Origin of the sequence: Streptococcus halichoeri (genome assembly GCF_019774635.1) — a bacterium.
In the GTDB taxonomy this organism is placed as follows: Bacteria; Bacillota; Bacilli; order Lactobacillales; family Streptococcaceae; genus Streptococcus; species Streptococcus halichoeri.
Genome location: NZ_CP081502.1, coordinates 1,969,078 through 1,984,788 on the forward strand (window position 1 = coordinate 1,969,078; position 15,711 = coordinate 1,984,788).

General features: G+C 42.7%; 6 protein-coding genes, 1 tRNA gene, 2 rRNA genes, 1 pseudogene and 1 CRISPR repeat array. Of the genes and pseudogenes, 3 read left to right on the forward strand and 7 right to left on the reverse strand.

Annotated elements, in window-relative coordinates; genetic code table 11:
• Window positions 1-78: 78 nt before the first annotated feature.
• The 4 genes from K5J94_RS09210 to K5J94_RS09225 form a co-directional block, all read right to left on the reverse strand.
• A 23S ribosomal RNA gene (locus K5J94_RS09210) occupies window positions 79-2,982 on the reverse strand.
• 403 nt (window positions 2,983-3,385) lie between these two features.
• Window positions 3,386-3,458, reverse strand: a tRNA-Ala gene (locus tag K5J94_RS09215).
• Between the two features lie 102 nt (window positions 3,459-3,560).
• Window positions 3,561-5,109 (reverse strand): 16S ribosomal RNA (locus tag K5J94_RS09220).
• The 16S and 23S rRNA genes sit together here with 1 tRNA gene alongside, the layout of an rRNA operon.
• A 445-nt stretch (window positions 5,110-5,554) precedes the next feature.
• A complete protein-coding gene (locus tag K5J94_RS09225) occupies window positions 5,555-6,817 on the reverse strand; it encodes a transposase (protein WP_221912573.1) in 1,263 nt (420 codons plus the stop codon).
• Between the two features lie 169 nt (window positions 6,818-6,986).
• Between K5J94_RS09225 and K5J94_RS09230 the strand changes: the two are divergent.
• Window positions 6,987-7,917, forward strand: a pseudogene (locus K5J94_RS09230) (DDE-type integrase/transposase/recombinase); the annotation flags it as partial.
• Between the two features lie 119 nt (window positions 7,918-8,036).
• Window positions 8,037-9,196: direct repeats of the CRISPR family, unit length 36 nt; unit sequence GTTTTGGAACCATTCAAAACAGCATAGCTCTAAAAC.
• Between the two features lie 570 nt (window positions 9,197-9,766).
• Here the strand turns inward: K5J94_RS09230 and K5J94_RS09235 are convergent.
• The 3 genes from K5J94_RS09235 to argF all read right to left on the reverse strand — a co-directional run bounded on the left by K5J94_RS09235 (window position 9,767) and on the right by argF (window position 13,358).
• Window positions 9,767-11,323, reverse strand: a complete 1,557-nt coding sequence (locus K5J94_RS09235) for a YfcC family protein (protein ID WP_221913005.1) — start codon at window positions 11,321-11,323, stop codon at window positions 9,767-9,769.
• Window positions 11,324-11,420: 97 nt separating this feature from the next.
• Window positions 11,421-12,350 carry a carbamate kinase gene (gene arcC / locus K5J94_RS09240; protein ID WP_159544765.1) on the reverse strand — a complete coding sequence of 310 codons (930 nt, stop codon included), beginning with the start codon at window positions 12,348-12,350 and terminating at the stop codon, window positions 11,421-11,423.
• A gap of 9 nt (window positions 12,351-12,359) precedes the next feature.
• The gene (argF, locus tag K5J94_RS09245) at window positions 12,360-13,358 is read right to left on the reverse strand and encodes an ornithine carbamoyltransferase (protein WP_159544767.1); all 999 of its coding nucleotides are present in this window, start codon (window positions 13,356-13,358) and stop codon (window positions 12,360-12,362) included.
• Between the two features lie 104 nt (window positions 13,359-13,462).
• Between argF and K5J94_RS09250 the strand changes: the two genes are divergently transcribed.
• Window positions 13,463-14,758: a sensor histidine kinase gene (locus K5J94_RS09250; protein ID WP_221913007.1), complete on the forward strand. Its 1,296-nt coding sequence runs from the start codon at window positions 13,463-13,465 to the stop codon at window positions 14,756-14,758.
• A complete protein-coding gene (locus K5J94_RS09255; protein WP_159564962.1) occupies window positions 14,755-15,591 on the forward strand; it encodes a DNA-binding domain-containing protein in 837 nt (278 codons plus the stop codon). Before K5J94_RS09250 ends, K5J94_RS09255 begins: the two co-directional genes overlap by 4 nt.
• Window positions 15,592-15,711 lie beyond the last annotated feature (120 nt).

A 15,711-nucleotide genomic window follows, 5' to 3' on the forward strand; every position in this document is an offset into this window, starting at 1 on the left:
CTAATCGTCCACTCAAAATTGAATACCTCTATCTTAACAAGAACTCTACCTCTATGTCAATAAACTTTTCTATTATCCTCGGATAAGTCCTCGAGCTATTAGTTTTAGTCCGCTTCATGTATCACTACACTTCCACTCCTAACCTATCTACCTGATCTTCTCTCAGGGCTCTTACTGATATAAAATCATGGGAAATCTCATCTTGAGGCGGGCTTCGCACTTAGATGCTTTCAGCGCTTATCCCTTCCCTACATAGCTACCCAGCGATGCCTTTGGCAAGACAACTGGTACACCAGCGGTAAGTCCACTCTGGTCCTCTCGTACTAGGAGCAGATCCTCTCAAATTTCCTTCGCCCGCGACGGATAGGGACCGAACTGTCTCACGACGTTCTGAACCCAGCTCGCGTGCCGCTTTAATGGGCGAACAGCCCAACCCTTGGGACCGACTACAGCCCCAGGATGCGACGAGCCGACATCGAGGTGCCAAACCTCCCCGTCGATGTGAACTCTTGGGGGAGATAAGCCTGTTATCCCCAGGGTAGCTTTTATCCGTTGAGCGATGGCCCTTCCATGCGGTACCACCGGATCACTAAGCCCGACTTTCGTCCCTGCTCGAGGTGTTGCTCTCGCAGTCAAGCTCCCTTATACCTTTACACTCTGCGACTGATTTCCAACCAGTCTGAGGGAACCTTTGGGCGCCTCCGTTACTCTTTAGGAGGCGACCGCCCCAGTCAAACTGCCCGTCAGACACTGTCTCCGATAGGGCTAACCTATCCGGGTTAGAGTAGCCATAACACAAGGGTAGTATCCCAACAACGCCTCCAACGAAACTGGCGTCCCGTTCTCTATGGCTCCTACCTATCCTGTACATGTCCTACAGATACTCAATATCAAACTGCAGTAAAGCTCCATGGGGTCTTTCCGTCCTGTCGCGGGTAACCTGCATCTTCACAGGTACTAAAATTTCACCGAGTCTCTCGTTGAGACAGTGCCCAAATCATTACGCCTTTCGTGCGGGTCGGAACTTACCCGACAAGGAATTTCGCTACCTTAGGACCGTTATAGTTACGGCCGCCGTTTACTGGGGCTTCAATTCAGATCGTCGCTTGCGCTAAACCCTCCTCTTAACCTTCCAGCACCGGGCAGGCGTCACCCCCTATACATCATCTTACGATTTAGCAGAGAGCTGTGTTTTTGATAAACAGTTGCTTGGGCCTATTCACTGCGGCTGATATCACTATCAGCACCCCTTCTCCCTAAGTTACGGGGTCATTTTGCCGAGTTCCTTAACGAGAGTTCTCTCGATCACCTGAGGCTACTCGCCTCGACTACCTGTGTCGGTTTGCGGTACGGGTAGTATGTAGTTAAACGCTAGAAGCTTTTCTTGGCAGTGTGACATCACTAACTTCGCTACTTACATTTCGCTCCCCATCACAGCTCAATGTTACAGAGATAAGCATTTAACTCATCTCACACCTCACTGCTTAGACGTGCTCTTCCACTCGCACGCTTTAGTTAGCCTGCTGCGTCCCTCCTTCACTATACATACTAGTACAGGAATATCAACCTGTTGCCCATCGGATACACCTTTCGGTCTCTCCTTAGGTCCCGACTAACCCAGGGCGGACGAGCCTTCCCCTGGAATCCTTAGTCTTACGGTGGACAGGATTCTCACCTGTCTTTCGCTACTCATACCGGCATTCTCACTTCTATGCGTTCCAGCACTCCTCACGGTATACCTTCTTCACACATAGAACGCTCTCCTACCATTACCTCTAAAGGTAATCCACAGCTTCGGTAAATTGTTTTAGCCCCGGTACATTTTCGGCGCAGGGTCACTCGACTAGTGAGCTATTACGCACTCTTTGAATGAATAGCTGCTTCTAAGCTAACATCCTAGTTGTCTGTGCAACCCCACATCCTTTTCCACTTAACAATTATTTGGGGACCTTAGCTGGTGGTCTGGGCTGTTTCCCTTTCGACTACGGATCTTAGCACTCGCAGTCTGACTGCCGAATATATCGTCTTGGCATTCGGAGTTTATCTGAGATTGGTAATCCGGGATGGACCCCTCACCCAAACAGTGCTCTACCTCCAAGAGACTTACTTCGACGCTAGCCCTAAAGCTATTTCGGAGAGAACCAGCTATCTCCAAGTTCGTTTGGAATTTCTCCGCTACCCACAAGTCATCCAAGCACTTTTCAACGTGCCCTGGTTCGGTCCTCCAGTGCGTTTTACCGCACCTTCAACCTGCTCATGGGTAGGTCACATGGTTTCGGGTCTACATCTACGTACTATTTCGCCCTATTAAGACTCGGTTTCCCTACGGCTCCGTCTCTTCAACTTAACCTCGCACGTAAACGTAACTCGCCGGTTCATTCTACAAAAGGCACGCTCTCACCCATTAACGGGCTCGAACTTCTTGTAGGCACACGGTTTCAGGTTCTCTTTCACTCCCCTCCCGGGGTGCTTTTCACCTTTCCCTCACGGTACTGGTTCACTATCGGTCACTAGAGAGTATTTAGGGTTGGGAGATGGTCCTCCCAGATTCCAACGAGATTTCGCGTGTCTCGCCGTACTCAGGATCCTGCTAGAGTCATCTACTATTTCAACTACGAGGCTGTTACTCCCTTTGGCTGACCTTCCCAGGTCATTCGTCTATAGTATCTGATCCCACGTCGCAGTCCTACAACCCCAAGGAGTAAACTCCTTGGTTTGCCCTCTTGCCCTTTCGCTCGCCGCTACTTTGGCAATCGCTTTTGCTTTCTCTTCCTGCAGCTACTTAGATGTTTCAGTTCACTGCGTCTTCCTTCTCATAACCTTAACAGTTATGGATACTAACCTTTAGTTAGTGGGTTCCCCCATTCGGACATCTCTGGATCAGCGCTTACTTACAGCTCCCCAAAGCATTTCGTCGTTTGTCACGTCCTTCTTCGGCTTCTAGTGCCAAGGCATCCACCGTGCGCCCTTATTAACTTAACCTTAGTTCCAGTCTTTCGACCTTCTTTATTTTTTTAATAGGTTCGCGTTTATCTTTTTTTCGGTTTCTTTCTTGTTACTTTTCTACAATCATTTTCATAATTGTGGAATTTGATATAGATATTCAATTTTCAATGGACTATTATGATTTTAAGAACCGTTACGACTTGTCGTAAAACTTGCGTAAAATAAGGAACAAACCAGTGAGGTGTCTTCAGACACCAGATGGTTTTGACTTATTTCTAGTAAGTTTAGGTTCGTATTCAAATATCATTTATCTAGTGGAACACGAGATTAATTTCTTAGGAAAAAAGATAAACTTCCTTGTGTGCAAGCACACAGCGTCTGTTTCCTATTTTTCTACAGAAATTTCGGCAAGCCGAACATCTCTTTGTATCCTAGATAATGGAGCCTAGCGGGATCGAACCGCTGACCTCCTGCGTGCAAAGCAGGCGCTCTCCCAGCTGAGCTAAGGCCCCCGACTAATAAACGGCTGGTTTCATTATTAGTGGTGTGTCTATTCTATTATAAGACCTCTCAAAACTAAATAAGACAAATCCCAAAAAGTTCCTTATCCTTAGAAAGGAGGTGATCCAGCCGCACCTTCCGATACGGCTACCTTGTTACGACTTCACCCCAATCATCTATCCCACCTTAGGCGGCTGGCTCCTAAACGGTTACCTCACCGACTTCGGGTGTTACAAACTCTCGTGGTGTGACGGGCGGTGTGTACAAGGCCCGGGAACGTATTCACCGCGGCGTGCTGATCCGCGATTACTAGCGATTCCGACTTCATGTAGGCGAGTTGCAGCCTACAATCCGAACTGAGATTGGCTTTCAGAGATTAGCTTGCCGTCACCGGCTTGCGACTCGTTGTACCAACCATTGTAGCACGTGTGTAGCCCAGGTCATAAGGGGCATGATGATTTGACGTCATCCCCACCTTCCTCCGGTTTATTACCGGCAGTCTCGCTAGAGTGCCCAACTTAATGATGGCAACTAACAATAAGGGTTGCGCTCGTTGCGGGACTTAACCCAACATCTCACGACACGAGCTGACGACAACCATGCACCACCTGTCACTTCTGCCCAAAAGGGAAAGCCTATCTCTAGGCCGGTCAGAAGGATGTCAAGACCTGGTAAGGTTCTTCGCGTTGCTTCGAATTAAACCACATGCTCCACCGCTTGTGCGGGCCCCCGTCAATTCCTTTGAGTTTCAACCTTGCGGTCGTACTCCCCAGGCGGAGTGCTTAATGCGTTAGCTCCGGCACTAAGCCCCGGAAAGGGCCTAACACCTAGCACTCATCGTTTACGGCGTGGACTACCAGGGTATCTAATCCTGTTTGCTCCCCACGCTTTCGAGCCTCAGCGTCAGTTACAGACCAGAGAGCCGCTTTCGCCACCGGTGTTCCTCCATATATCTACGCATTTCACCGCTACACATGGAATTCCACTCTCCCCTTCTGCACTCAAGTTCTCCAGTTTCCAAAGCATACAATGGTTAAGCCACTGCCTTTAACTTCAGACTTAAAAAACCGCCTGCGCTCGCTTTACGCCCAATAAATCCGGACAACGCTCGGGACCTACGTATTACCGCGGCTGCTGGCACGTAGTTAGCCGTCCCTTTCTGGTTAGTTACCGTCACGTAATGGATTTTCCACTCCCATTACCATTCTTCTCTAACAACAGAGCTTTACGATCCGAAAACCTTCTTCACTCACGCGGCGTTGCTCGGTCAGACTTGCGTCCATTGCCGAAGATTCCCTACTGCTGCCTCCCGTAGGAGTCTGGGCCGTGTCTCAGTCCCAGTGTGGCCGTTCACCCTCTCAGGTCGGCTATGTATCGTCGCCTTGGTGAGCCTTTACCTCACCAACTAGCTAATACAACGCAGGTCCATCTCATAGTGGAGCTGTTGCCCCTTTTAAGAGTGAAACATGTGTCTTACTCTATTATGCGGTATTAGCTATCGTTTCCAATAGTTATCCCCCGCTATCAGGTAGGTTACCTACGCGTTACTCACCCGTTCGCAACTCCTTGAACTAGTGCAAGCACCAGTCCAAAGCGTTCTACTTGCATGTATTAGGCACGCCGCCAGCGTTCGTCCTGAGCCAGGATCAAACTCTCATTTAGTTTGAACTTACTCGTTCTTTTCTGTCCGCTGACAGATTTATTTTTGCTTTGACGGAGTCTATACTGCTTATAAACCCCTCTTCACTTTTTGGTTCGTCTTATTCAGTTCTCAAAGGTCTTTCCCCTCTTGCGAGGCAACTTCTTTATTCTATCAGCTTCTTAAGGCTTTGTCAATAACTTTTTTTACTTTTTATTGATACTTGCGCTAATCAGCTGACAACTTTCTTAGTATACTCACTTTCTGGCACTTTGTCAAGAGGTTTTCAAATTGAATCATTCCCGTAGTTAATATTGTTGTCCAATTTGTTATAGTCCAAAGGGAGATAATAATGACTTTCCTTGTCTTAACAATTGCTCAACAATATTCACTGATGCCCTTTCTTCCAATTAAATGCAAAAAAGGGCGAAATAACCCCTTGTTTATGTGGTGATTTTTTTGAACCAGTTAAACTACCCAGCTCGCAAGGTGAGTCCTTGTCCCTGACTTGGCTTTCCTTAAGGCAAAGCCGAGCATGACTAAAAAGCTCATGGCAACAGCTAAACTCATCTTCTTTAACCCTCGAATAGTATGGGTCTCAAACCTAAAGTCTCTGTCTAATCGTCCATTCACTCGCTCCACAGCTATTCGCTTCCTGTATAGCCTCTTGAACTTCTTACTATCTCGCGCTACTTGATTAAAGATAATCGGTTCAACACATCGTTTTAAACGAAAAATACAGTTATCTTGATACTTAGGGTGAAAACCATATCGTAAACTATCACTAGAAGAATCATAGCCCTTGTACATGAGCTGAATCGCTTGGCCTCTATCATCTACCCAAAACACTTCTCCTGATTGGTTATAAATCAAATCGGTATCCAAATATTGCCTAGTGCCATTCTTTTTCCACTTATGTGGGTTATCAATGATTGTGACGATATGAGCCTCCTCCAAAAGAGCTTGAAGAGGGCTGCCACTGTAGCCTTTGTCTGCCATTAGGTACTTCCCTTTTTCAAGCGTCATTGGACTGAGGTTCCTGATGAGCTCTTTCGCAACCGTTGGTTCCCCTTTTGAGGCTGGTGTTACTCTCCAAGCCACAGGTAATTCATAGGTCGTATCAACGATAAGATGACAACGATAGCCATAATGGGTTTCTTTAGTTACCATCCCATTTTTATGAGGGCACTGTTTGATTCCACTATCGGCATCTAAATCGGCACGCTTATCTTTCTTTTTCTTATATTTACCATAAGGACTAGCATAGCTATCTATGAATTTACCATCTAAGGCCAAGTTAACACCGAAATTAGGAAGAAGGTCATATAGTTCAGATATGCCAGATAATACCCAGTCCTCAATATCAGGGCAGACCTCTTCCAAGTCCTGGATGAAACGGGAATAAGCAGATTTAGAGGGGGCATGGACTAGTTTTATCGTCCCATTTTTCAATTTAACCCCGTGGGTTTCAAAGCCACAGATTTGACGTAGTTGACTATTCATATTAAGCTGACGAATCAACTGTTGATCGGTTTCCAATTGAAGAACTATTTTAGCAATATAGGCAATGAAATAGGACTGGATGGTGTAATCTTTTCGACCATGTTTTCGTTTGGCTTCTAACTGGTCAAAGAAATCCGTTTCTGGAAGACCATCTAATACCATCAAAATTTTTTCCAAATCACCCAGTTCCTGATCTTCAAAAAGGTTAAGCTGTGTTATAATTTTCATAGTGAGACCTCGTTAATAGAGATTTTTGCTTAAAACTATTATAACGCTTTGACGTTTCATTGAGGCTCACAAAAGGGAAAAATCGCTACTTAACGTGGCGATTTTTCTTTTTTGAGGGTTTGAAAAGCTATGATGGCTATGGAATAACTAACTACGGGAATGATTCAATACACGTTATCACGCCGTAAAAACCTATCGCAAGGGTACTTTCTGTTGATTTCATCTGTCGGCGTTACAAAGTCTCTAAAGCATCTCTTATGCGTTGGAATAAGCGGTTTGACGGTACCAAAGACTCTCTCAAAGACAAGTCTCATCGACCTCATAAATTGCATCCCAACAGTCATACTGAGCAGGAGCTTACCTGGATTAAAAACTGCATCCGTCGCAATCCCAAGGCCTCCCTCATCGAGATTTACTACAAACTTAAAATCAATAAGGGGTACGACAGACACCCCTGTTCTCTCTTTCGTATCTTGAGAAAACTGGGTTTCTTCAAAGTGAAAAAAACTAAGAAAAACTCTTACAAGCCTAAGCCCTACAACACCCCAACTCAACTTGGAATCAAGTGGCAGATGGACGTCAAGTGCGTTCCAAAAGGCTGTTATACTGGGACTCTACTTGATAAGTTTTACCAGTACACGATGATAGACGAGGCCTCCAGAGAGCGATTCATTTTCCCCTTCAAAGAGCAGAGCTCCCACTCCACTGTCCAATTTGTCAAAATGGCTATCAAACACTTTAGATACCAACCAGAAATCATTCAAACTGACAACGGCTTTGAATTCACTCATTTTAGGGAAACCGACAAGGTTCATCCTCTGGACATCCTCTGTCATCCTCTGGACATCCTCTGTCAGTAGATCGGCAGTGAACATAAGTGTATCAGACCTAGGACGCCAAGACATATTGGAAAAGTCGAAAGGAGTCATCGCAATGACAACATGCGATTCTACCAACATCTCCAATTCTACTCCTACGACGATCTCATTAAGCAAATGGAGCGCTACCTCTACAAGTCCAATCGACTACCCATGCAGACCCTTGACTGGCTCTCACCCATCGAAACAAGAAAAAAACTAGAAGCAGCTAGCTCCTTCTAGAGAATAGCATATTCAGTTTCTTTCAATCCCTGTTTTGGTCTCACATCATTGACAAAGGTACATTTTCAAATTTATTTTTAGTTTTAGCAATCAAAAGGGGAAAGGCGGAGCTAACACTTCGTTCAAGACCATTCAAAACAGCATAGCTCTAAAACAAAGCTTGAACGAGTTTGCCTGTGTTTTTTAGTTTTGGAACCATTCAAAACAGCATAGCTCTAAAACAACCAAGCCGTTCCATTGAGAATTAGCAAGGTTTTGGAACCATTCAAAACAGCATAGCTCTAAAACACACCGCGCCTATTATGTTTCCAACCGTATGTTTTGGAACCATTCAAAACAGCATAGCTCTAAAACCCCTGAATTCAGCGGTAATCATTGCATTGTGTTTTGGAACCATTCAAAACAGCATAGCTCTAAAACCGATAGCAAGTTCTGATAATCAACAGTCGCGTTTTGGAACCATTCAAAACAGCATAGCTCTAAAACGCTTGTTGACAAGTTGTCGTTAAATCTGCTGTTTTGGAACCATTCAAAACAGCATAGCTCTAAAACCGAAATGACTCACGGAATTTTAGTTGAAGCGTTTTGGAACCATTCAAAACAGCATAGCTCTAAAACAAATGGTGATATACTATAATCAAGCTTAAGGTTTTGGAACCATTCAAAACAGCATAGCTCTAAAACCTCGCTTTAATACTCGCGATTTCGCTGGTAGTTTTGGAACCATTCAAAACAGCATAGCTCTAAAACAAATGGTGATATACTATAATCAAGCTTAAGGTTTTGGAACCATTCAAAACAGCATAGCTCTAAAACAGTTGGCCCGCTACTTCTGCTAAGTTTGCAGTTTTGGAACCATTCAAAACAGCATAGCTCTAAAACAGCCACACGATGTGCTTCACTCGTATGTCCGTTTTGGAACCATTCAAAACAGCATAGCTCTAAAACATATAATATCACCGTTTCTTACGTAAAATTGTTTTGGAACCATTCAAAACAGCATAGCTCTAAAACATCCAAGGCGGGCTAGAATCGTCTGTGATGGTTTTGGAACCATTCAAAACAGCATAGCTCTAAAACATGCTGATAAGCGTTTTTTCTTGTTGTTCCGTTTTGGAACCATTCAAAACAGCATAGCTCTAAAACAGCTCAGTAGCCACTTTATCAAATTGATTAGTTTTGGAACCATTCAAAACAGCATAGCTCTAAAACAATGAACATTATTCTTCTCAAGAAAGCTTTGGTTTTGGAACCATTCAAAACAGCATAGCTCTAAAACCTCGTAGACAGGGTTTGTCCACAATTTTTCGTAATCGCGCTACTCGTCTTAGCTGGACTTCAGTTTTGAATCGCCCGTTCATAGCACTATTATACGGCAAAAACCTTATGAAATCAATTGGCTTAAGAAGTTTTTGGCGGCCGATTAAGTCTCAAACAATATTGGAGTTAGTTGCTGTAGTAAGCAAAAATTCTGCGCTGCTTTTCAACTTTCTCAGATTAATTTCTAGGCGGACTGATTTTGAGAATCCACCTTTGTTTTATTCTCTCTGCGGCAGCTCTACGGTTAATTGGCGGAGCATGAGCGATTTTTACTTTGATAAGCACAGTAAAAATCGCCTAATTTACGGTCCGCCTCACTCATTTCCCCTTTACCTATCACATCACTATTCTTTAAATTTGGCTAACTTGAACTATCTGACTGGTTTTAAGTACGGCATAGCTTTTAAAGGAACATTTACATCCTTTCATCTGCGTGAGCCCTTCCCCGCGAACGATAGCGGTATTTCCTAGAAGACTGTGGTTTTAGAATGATTTGCCTTTTATATAGTAGAAATATTCAAATGAACGCCTAAAGGATAGCTACTTGGAGCACCAACAAGGCCCCACCAAAAATTAATAGGAAAGCCACGACTGGCCATACAAACTTTAACCAGTGGGAATATTTCATATCAAGCATTTGGAGAGTCGCCATGACTAGTCCAGTGGGCGCAAGAAAGAGCATGGCGTATTGGCCAAATTGATAGGCCATCACAACTACTGAACGCGGAATGCCAACAGTATCTGCTAATGGAGCTAAGATCGGCATGGATAAAACAGCCAAACCAGACGAAGACGGCACTACAAAGCCAAGGAAGAAGTAGATAAGCATCATAACTATGATAAAAACGGGACCACTGACATGAGAGGCCATTTTTGAAGCTGCAAAGAGCATGGTATCAGAAATATATCCTTGGTTCAAAATAATGTTAATCCCACGCGCCAATCCAATGATGAGAGAAACACCAACTAAGCTTGCTGCTCCATTAACAAATTCATCCACCACTTCTTTCTCACCTATGCCTTGTTTGCCTGTAGCTGTCAGAAACATAATAATAATTGTGATGGCTAAAAATGATGAGGCCATGGTTGGGAACCACCAGCCTTTGGCCATTACTCCCCAGACCATGAGTGGAAAGGCCACTACAAAAAGGATTAAAATGATTTTTTGTTTGAAGGTAAAAACTGCGGCAGAATTGTCTGTTGCAATTGCCCACCGTGCATTAAATTCCTCGCGGTCCTCATAAGAATATGAAAAGGTCGGATCTTTTTTAATCTTCTTAGCATACCAATATAAATAACTAATGACAAAAACTGCCCCCATGATACAACCAAAGGTACGCCATCCCAATCCTTCAGTAAAGCTAATACCAGCCGCATTTGAAGCTATTACGGATGAAAAAGGATTAATCGTTGAAAAGGAGGTCCCTACTGAGCTAGCAAGAAAAATTGCCCCCACACAGATAATCGAATCATAGCCCATAGCTAGAAAAACAGGAACCAAAATAGGGTAAAAGGCAACCGCTTCTTCTTCAATCCCACAAAGGGTACCCCCAATAACCATTAAAAGGGCGACTAGGAAGATAAGCATAAATTCGTGTCCTTTGGTTTTCTTAGTTAAGGCTAAAAGTCCCGTTTCAAATGCACCGCTTCGTCTAACAACACCAATCATTCCTCCTAGGACCATGATAAAAACCATGATGTCAACAGCCTCAATTGTTCCATTTACCATACTGGTCGTAATATCACTGAGTTTTGCCGGGTTTTGCTTCAAGCTTTGATAGGTATTTGGGACAGAAACGGGTTTACTAATGGCCCCCGACGTAAACTCTTCAATTTTGATTTTGACATGAATCTTATCCAACTGCGCTTGGGTAGCTGGTAAATGGGTCGTCTTTCCCTGTGGACTGGTTTGAATCAATTTGGCACTTGCTGGATCATACTGTAGTTTTGAGTAAGATCCTGCGGGAATAAACCAAGTTGCTAATACAGACACAATCGTTAAGATAAACAAAATGGTAAAAGCACCTGGCATCCGGAATCGTCTGGTATTTTTGTTTACACTTTTAACATTTTCAACTTCCTGCATGAGTATTTCTCCTGTTATATGTATTTTAAGAGGCCTTTTGCAAAAAAAGGTACATAAGAAAACCGACTGCCTAGCTTTCTTTGTACCTTAGCTGTTTTTATTTAGTAATACGTGTTCCAATGTTTCCTTGCAGGGCCTGCTCTAATCCTTCTAAAGAAGTAATAAGAGCCATCCCTTTAGGATTTCTATCTAAGAAACTCATACAGGCAACAACTTTTGGTAACATACTCCCTTTTGCAAATTCACCACGGTTGACATCATCAATTATTTCTTTAACAGTAACATTTTTAAGAGCTTTTTGATCAGGTTTACCATAATGGATATAGACATGGTCAACGGCCGTTAAAATAATAAGTTGATCTGCATCAAGCTTCCCAGCTAGAAGGGCACTTGATTTATCTTTATCAATAACAGCAGCAACACCTTCATAACCAGCTGATGTCTTAATCACTGGGACACCACCGCCTCCGCCAGCAATCACTAAAGAGCCTGACTCAATAAGTGCTTGAATGCTTTTTAATTCTAAAATATTAATGGGCTCTGGAGAGGCAACTACGCGACGGTAACCACGGCCAGCATCTTCCACAAAGGTATGGCCTGTTGCTTGAGCTAACTTTTTAGCTGTCGCTTGATCATAAAATGCTCCGATTGGTTTGGATAGATTTGTAAATGCTGAATCATCTTTATCAACTTCGATTTGGGTGACAAGCGTTGCAACCTCTTTGTCAATGCCTTGCTGTTTTAATTCATTTAGCAAACTTTGTTGTAAATGATAGCCAATATAACCTTGACTCATGGCTCCGCATTCTGGGAAGGGAAAGGCTGCGCCCTGACCATGTTCAGCAGCATAGTTCATTCCTAAGTTAATGGCGCCCACTTGTGGACCATTGCCATGACTAATAACGACTTCGTGACCTTCTTTAATAAGCGAAACCAATGATCGCGCTGTGTTTTTAACCAGCTGTAATTGCTCTTTGGGAGATTTTCCAAGTGCATTACCACCTAATGCTACGACAATTTTGGCCATAGGTACCTCCTAATCCCCTAAGGTAGCAACCATTACAGCTTTAATGGTATGCATGCGATTTTCTGCTTCTTGAAAGACAACCGAATGAGGTCCTTCAAAGACTTCATCTGATACTTCCATTTCCTTGAGACCATATTTATCAAAAATTTCCTTACCAATCTTAGTATCAATATTATGGAAGGAAGGGAGACAATGCTCAAAAATAACATTTGGATTATTGGTCATTTCGATCATCTTTTGGGTGACACGATACGGTTCAAGTAAGCTGATTCTTTCTTTCCAAACGTCATCGGGTTCTCCCATTGAGACCCACACATCTGTGTAAAGGACGTCTGAATCCCGCACACCCTTTTCAATATCACTCGTAATATCAATAGTAGCGCCAGAAGCTTGGGCAAGCGATTGACATTTTTCAAGTAAAGCTTTTTCGGGTCTTAAGGCATCAGGACAAACCAAGTGGAAAGTCATTCCAACAATAGATGCACCAATCATTAAAGCATTTGCTACATTATTACGACCATCTCCTACGTAAGTAAAACGAATATCTTGATAAGGTTTGTGGAGACATTCCTTTGCTGTCAAAAAATCAGCTAATACTTGAGTTGGGTGATCGGCATCGGTTAAACCATTCCAAACAGGAACACCGGCAAACTCAGCTAGGGTTTCAACAGTCGCTTGAGAAAAACCGCGGTACTCAATGCCGTCATACATGCCACCTAGAACACGGGCTGTATCTTTAGCAGTTTCTTTTTTACCCATTTGACTGCCTGTTGGCCCTAGATAAGTTACACGAGCGCCTTGGTCATAGGCAGCAACTTCGAAGGCACAGCGTGTGCGCGTTGAATCTTTTTCGAAAATCAAGGCAATATTTTTACCATTCAAGCGTTTTTGCTCAATGCCAGCGTATTTAGCTTTCTTTAAATCTTCAGAAAGATTCAATAAAAACTCAACTTCTTGCTTTGTAAAATCCAATAAGGTTAGAAAATTACGGTGACGTAAATTTTTCATTGCTTATCGCCTCCTTTTTATTTATACTTACATTATAGATAGCGTTTTCAAAAAAACTCATAAAACCTCAAAAATAGTCACACTATTTTTTAGAAAGGCGTAATATGCTTGATATTTTAGCCGAAAAACACATGGAGCGACGTCAGAGAATCCTTATTGCTGCTATCACTATCGCTCTGGCAGCACAGGTGAATATTTCCATTATTACAGATGGTTTTATTTTGACATTATCCTTATTTATCCTGCCTGTCTTTCTCTATTTTAATGACGATGTCAATCCTATTCACATCTGTCTTGGGATTGCGATTGCCTCACCCATTTTTCGTGGGCTACTCTTATTTTTAGTTGGAGATGCCGAATTGATGCGGATTATTGAATTTGTCTTCACCGACATGATTTTTTATATCTGCTATGGTACCACTTTCTACTATATTTATTGGCATCGTTCCTCTCGTCATAAGGGAACTTTTTTCTTTGCCATTATTATTTGTGACTACTTATCCAATGTGATTGAAATGAGCCTCCTGCTAAAATTTACCCATTATCATCTGGAATTTTTTGGCTTACTTTTTTTAACGGCTCTTGTTCGAGCACTAATTAGCTGCGCGCTAGCCTACACTTACCATTATCTGACCTTGTTATTGCAAAAAGAAAATCATGAAAAACGTTATTACTATTTTGTCTGGTCTTCTGCCGCTGTCAAAAGTGAAGTCTATTTTATGCAAAAGAATATCCAAGAAATTGAAAATATTATGAAAAATGCTTATCTTCTTGATAAAGAATTAGAAAAACACCACTTGCCAAGTCATTATCAACACTTATCCTTAGATATTGCACGTGATGTGCATGAAATCAAAAAAGACTATCAAAATGTCATTAAGGGGCTTGGGACCTATTTTAGTGTCAAAAATGAGTCAACTATGGCTTTAAAGGATATTTTTCAGATTGTCTTATCCTACGCGCGTAGCCTCATCCACGCGCATCAACAAGACATTATCATTATCGAAAGTAGGCCACTGGATGTCACGGTTGCTAATTATTATTTCCTCTTAACGGTCATCTCTAACGTCCTCTTAAATGCTGTAGAAGCCATCGGAAAGCAACGAAACGGAACCATTGCAGTCTCAACAACAGAAACTAGCGAGCAGTTAACCATTACAATCAAAGATAATGGGCCTGGCATTTCAGCAAAATTAAAAGACTGTATCTTTCAGCCTGGTTTTTCAACCAAATTTGATGCTAATGGCGACATTTACCGGGGGATTGGTCTTTCCCATGTTAAAATGATTATGGCAGAGCAGTATAATGGAACCATCCAGGTAAGCGACCATTATCCTAAGGGTGCTATTTTTACTTTAACTTTTGATAAGAGCTGTTTAGAAGTAGGAGTCAAAGAATGAACTATTATATTATTGATGATGATCCTTCAATTACTATGATTTTGGCAGATATTATTGAGGATGACTTTGCCAACACTGTCTCTAAGACATGCAATTCTTCAGTAGAAGCCTTTAAAGACTTACTGATTTGGGATGTTGACATTGTCCTGATTGATTTATTGATGCCAAACCTTGATGGTGTTTCTCTGGTAAAACAAATTCACAAACAGCGGCCGCAACTTAAATTTATTATGATTTCACAGGTTAAAGATGAGGGTCTTAGGCAAAATGCTTACCGAGCAGGAATTGAGTTTTTTATTAGTAAGCCAATCAACCTTGTCGAAGTAAAGACCGTCTTAAAGAAAGTTGCACAAAGTGTTGAAATGGAACACAAACTGTCGACTATCCAACAGTTGCTGGCATTTAACTCGAGCGATAAAACACCGGTCAAAGCTGATAATCCTTATCTCACCAAAGCTCAAGCAATCCTTAACTATTTAAGTATTTCTTCAGAATCTGGCTATGCAGACATTCTGCGCATCTGCCAGCTTATGGTCCAAAAAAATATAACTTTTGAACACCTCAATTTACAGCAAGAACTGGGGATTGACTCACATGAGCAAAAGGTCATGATGCAGCGCGTCAGACGGACCGTGAAAAAAGCAATGGTTAACATGGCTCATCTGTGTATCGATGATTTTGATAATGCTATCACCCTCCAATATGCCAATCATTTATTTGGTTATCAAAACATCCATAAGGAAATTCAAGCCATTCAAAAAGACAGACTGTCCGGCGGAAAAGTCTCCTTGCGGAAATTTTTTGACGCCCTCACCATTGAATGTCATGACTAAGTCTTAAACGATTGCAGGTGAGCGCACCGGCCTCCCTCTTACCAGCTAGCAGCAATAGCAAGGCAGTGATTGCTCGCACGTAGATCAACACTTCTATAAATCCCTTCTATTAAAAAACCT

Coding starts and splice junctions, on each gene's coding strand:
- K5J94_RS09225 (WP_221912573.1), bottom strand. CDS start 6,817: ATGAAAATTATAACACAGCTTAACCTTTTTGAAGATCAGGAACTGGGT.
- K5J94_RS09235 (WP_221913005.1), bottom strand. CDS start 11,323: ATGCAGGAAGTTGAAAATGTTAAAAGTGTAAACAAAAATACCAGACGA.
- arcC (WP_159544765.1), bottom strand. CDS start 12,350: ATGGCCAAAATTGTCGTAGCATTAGGTGGTAATGCACTTGGAAAATCT.
- argF (WP_159544767.1), bottom strand. CDS start 13,358: ATGAAAAATTTACGTCACCGTAATTTTCTAACCTTATTGGATTTTACA.
- K5J94_RS09250 (WP_221913007.1), top strand. CDS start 13,463: ATGCTTGATATTTTAGCCGAAAAACACATGGAGCGACGTCAGAGAATC.
- K5J94_RS09255 (WP_159564962.1), top strand. CDS start 14,755: ATGAACTATTATATTATTGATGATGATCCTTCAATTACTATGATTTTG.